Origin of the sequence: Formosa undariae (genome assembly GCF_042427615.1) — a bacterium.
Classification (GTDB): domain Bacteria; phylum Bacteroidota; class Bacteroidia; order Flavobacteriales; family Flavobacteriaceae; genus Formosa; species Formosa undariae.
On sequence record NZ_JBHMEZ010000023.1, the window covers coordinates 1 to 2,636 of the forward strand.

Below are 2,636 nucleotides of genomic sequence, written 5' to 3' on the forward strand. Positions count from 1 at the left end.
TTGCCATAGCCAAATCAGGATTAACCTATGATAATAATTATAGAAGTGTTTTAGTAGGAAATTAATGAGTTTTTACTTGTTTTTTACCACAGTACTTTGTTGTAAACTGTGCTTTAGTAATTTTCAATTTTATATTTATAATATTCTTGGTCGTAAAATTCATAATCTATATTATTTTTTTCCGCCATTTTCTTTAATTCAGATCTTTGAAAGATTAAAGTTGTGTCTCTCGAAGTTCCAATAGTTTGTCTTGAATATGTATCCTTGTTATATTTAAAGATTTCAATCCAAGGTTTTTCTCTTTTTGCATTATAATGTAAACTTTTTATTTTCCGATCTTTATTGTCAAGATAAGTCGTGTCAATTAGTTTAATAGCATTTTCTAAATCAGGTTTTTTGGTTGGAAATATTTCCCAAGAAAAGACATTCGTAATTTTAATATTTTTTAATGTCTTTATTTCTCGTATAAATCTCACAGCCGAGTCAGATTCATAGCGTATTTCTTTTTCAGTATTTGTATTCTTTTTAAACTCAAATGTTGAAAAAGATTGAAGGTAACAAGTATCTTTTTCTTTAAAGTAACAACAAGTTTTTTCAAAGGTTCTTTTATTGTCTTTATATTCAGTTGTTGTTATCATATCGCATCTTAAACCTCCAGTTCTTATGCTTTTAATTTGATTTCCATTTTTATCAAATTCGGTGGATTTCCGTAAAACAAATTCATTCTCCTTTTATGATATTCAAGAATTGATTTTATTTTCGGGGAACAACTTAATAGAAGTCCAAAAGTTATTAGTATGATTGTCGTTTTTTGCATTGTTTACAACGTTGTTGTGTATGGTTAGTTGCGTGGTTAAGCGATTAAGTTAGCAAATAAATCACAGATAGAATATTCCGCAGGAATGTTCGTAAGTCGGCAGTGAACTAGCAATTAATTATACACGGTGTTACCACACGTTTTTTATTTTTCATTCGGTGGTGGTGGTATCGGCATTTCAATTCGGATGTATGGATAATCACTTAATTTAATTTTCAATGGAAGACTATCGCCGTTTTTCCGATTCAACTCGTTAAATTCAGTTGTTATTTTTATAAGTTGTTTTTTGATTTCTTCTTTTCCAAATAGACTATCTTGATAATAGAAAATTAATGCTTTGTCTATGTTTTGAGAATAGTCAGATTGGTTTTGGGGGTTTAGGATATGATTTCGTAAAACAGTTTTTAAACTATCGAAAGGCTTTTCAATTTGGTCATTTATAATTATTGTATTATTTTCTATTGAGATTACATTTTTCCCTGAATAATCTGCTGTGGTATTCGATTCTGAACACATTTTAAAAACTAAAAGATTGAAGTCGTTTTTGTCAGAACTAAATTTCAGAACAGGTAGTTTTCCATTGCAAGCAATTCTATCCGCTATTTTAATCAGTTCGCCATAATCTTTGATAGAATCCAAATAAATTTTAGTCAGAGTCGAGTCTTTCTCAAAATTCGTAATTCGTGGATAATAAAATTCCGCATTTTTCTGTTCCACTTTAGTATTGTCAGTTTTACAATTATAAAACAAACTCACTAATATCAATATGATTACGATTTTTCTCAAATGTGTGGTAACGTTGTTGTGTATGGTTAGTTGCGTGTTTTAAGCACCAAAGTTAGTAAATAAAACACAGATAGAAAGTCCGCGAGGACTTTCGTAAATTGGCTAAAACCAAGCAATTAATTATACACGGTGTTGTAAGCAGTTTTATTTCATAAATGTTAATCCTGTTTCTGCTTGAATATTCAAATCTCCGCTTTCACTATATTTTATTTCCGTAATTTGATGTGAAGTTGATTTGTTCAATTCATCTAAATAATTGACAGCATTTTTCAAATCTTCTTTTGATATTATATTATCAATAAAGTTTTCTAATTCAATTCTTTTTTCTTCCGTAGAAGGTTTAATATGCATTTTTAGTTTTGTTCTTTCAGACATTTTAAAATTTTATTTATAAGTTTTTTTGAGAAGTTTATTAATTTTTTCAAAAACCTTGTTATTATCATCTAATTTTCCATCTCGAAAATATTGGAATTCATTTACGTCAACTGTAACACTCGGTGTTTTTTCAATGTCAAAGTAAATTTCAGTCAGTTTTTGATTAATTGAATTGATATTATCCTGAACTGATTTGATTGTATTGAAATCATTTTTATCAAAATAAATTTGTAGCTTATTTACGCTTTTTCTCAAATCATTTAAAGATGGTGAAATTAGTTTGTCTAATTCGTTCGGAGTGATTTGATGTTTCATTACATTATAAATAGGAAGTTCGTACCACATTTGTTTATTTATAGCATAAAAGTTATAAAAATCATTGATTGATTTAATTTTATGTTCTTGAAAAAGAGTGTGATTTATTTCTCTTTTTTTGGATTTAGTATCGAATAGTCTTTTTCCAAAATATCCTACGAATGATAACAATAAAATTATTTGACTCCAATAAGTTGTTAATAATTCGTCTATTTTCATATTTTGGTTAAATTGCTTACAACGGCAGTCTGTCTAATAACCGACTGCAATTTTATATGTTTCTACTAAAATACATTTTTTTGTATTAGCTGTATACTAAGATCTTATTTTCTGAATTTTCTTC

The 2,636-nt window shown here is 27.7% G+C and carries 4 protein-coding genes; all 4 read right to left on the reverse strand.

Features of this window, described 5'->3' with window-relative positions:
* Positions 1–113: 113 nt before the first annotated feature.
* The 4 genes from ACFFVB_RS16110 to ACFFVB_RS16125 all read right to left on the reverse strand — a co-directional run bounded on the left by ACFFVB_RS16110 (position 114) and on the right by ACFFVB_RS16125 (position 2,512).
* Positions 114–638, reverse strand: a complete 525-nt coding sequence (locus ACFFVB_RS16110; protein WP_382384254.1) for a hypothetical protein — start codon at positions 636–638, stop codon at positions 114–116.
* Positions 639–961: 323 nt separating this feature from the next.
* Positions 962–1,456 (reverse strand): hypothetical protein, encoded by a 495-nt coding sequence (locus tag ACFFVB_RS16115; RefSeq protein ID WP_382384255.1) that lies wholly within the window; start codon positions 1,454–1,456, stop codon positions 962–964.
* A gap of 291 nt (positions 1,457–1,747) precedes the next feature.
* Entirely contained in the window at positions 1,748–1,978 is a 231-nt protein-coding gene (locus ACFFVB_RS16120; RefSeq protein ID WP_382384256.1) for a hypothetical protein, read from the reverse strand.
* Between the two features lie 9 nt (positions 1,979–1,987).
* A complete protein-coding gene (locus ACFFVB_RS16125) occupies positions 1,988–2,512 on the reverse strand; it encodes a hypothetical protein (protein ID WP_382384257.1) in 525 nt (174 codons plus the stop codon).
* Between the last annotated feature and the right edge of the window lie 124 nt (positions 2,513–2,636).

Bases quoted from the DNA above. Each gene is read 5' to 3' on its own strand.
- ACFFVB_RS16110 (WP_382384254.1), bottom strand. From the start codon at position 638: ATGATAACAACAACTGAATATAAAGACAATAAAAGAACCTTTGAAAAA.
- ACFFVB_RS16125 (WP_382384257.1), bottom strand. From the start codon at position 2,512: ATGAAAATAGACGAATTATTAACAACTTATTGGAGTCAAATAATTTTA.
- ACFFVB_RS16120 (WP_382384256.1), bottom strand. From the start codon at position 1,978: ATGTCTGAAAGAACAAAACTAAAAATGCATATTAAACCTTCTACGGAA.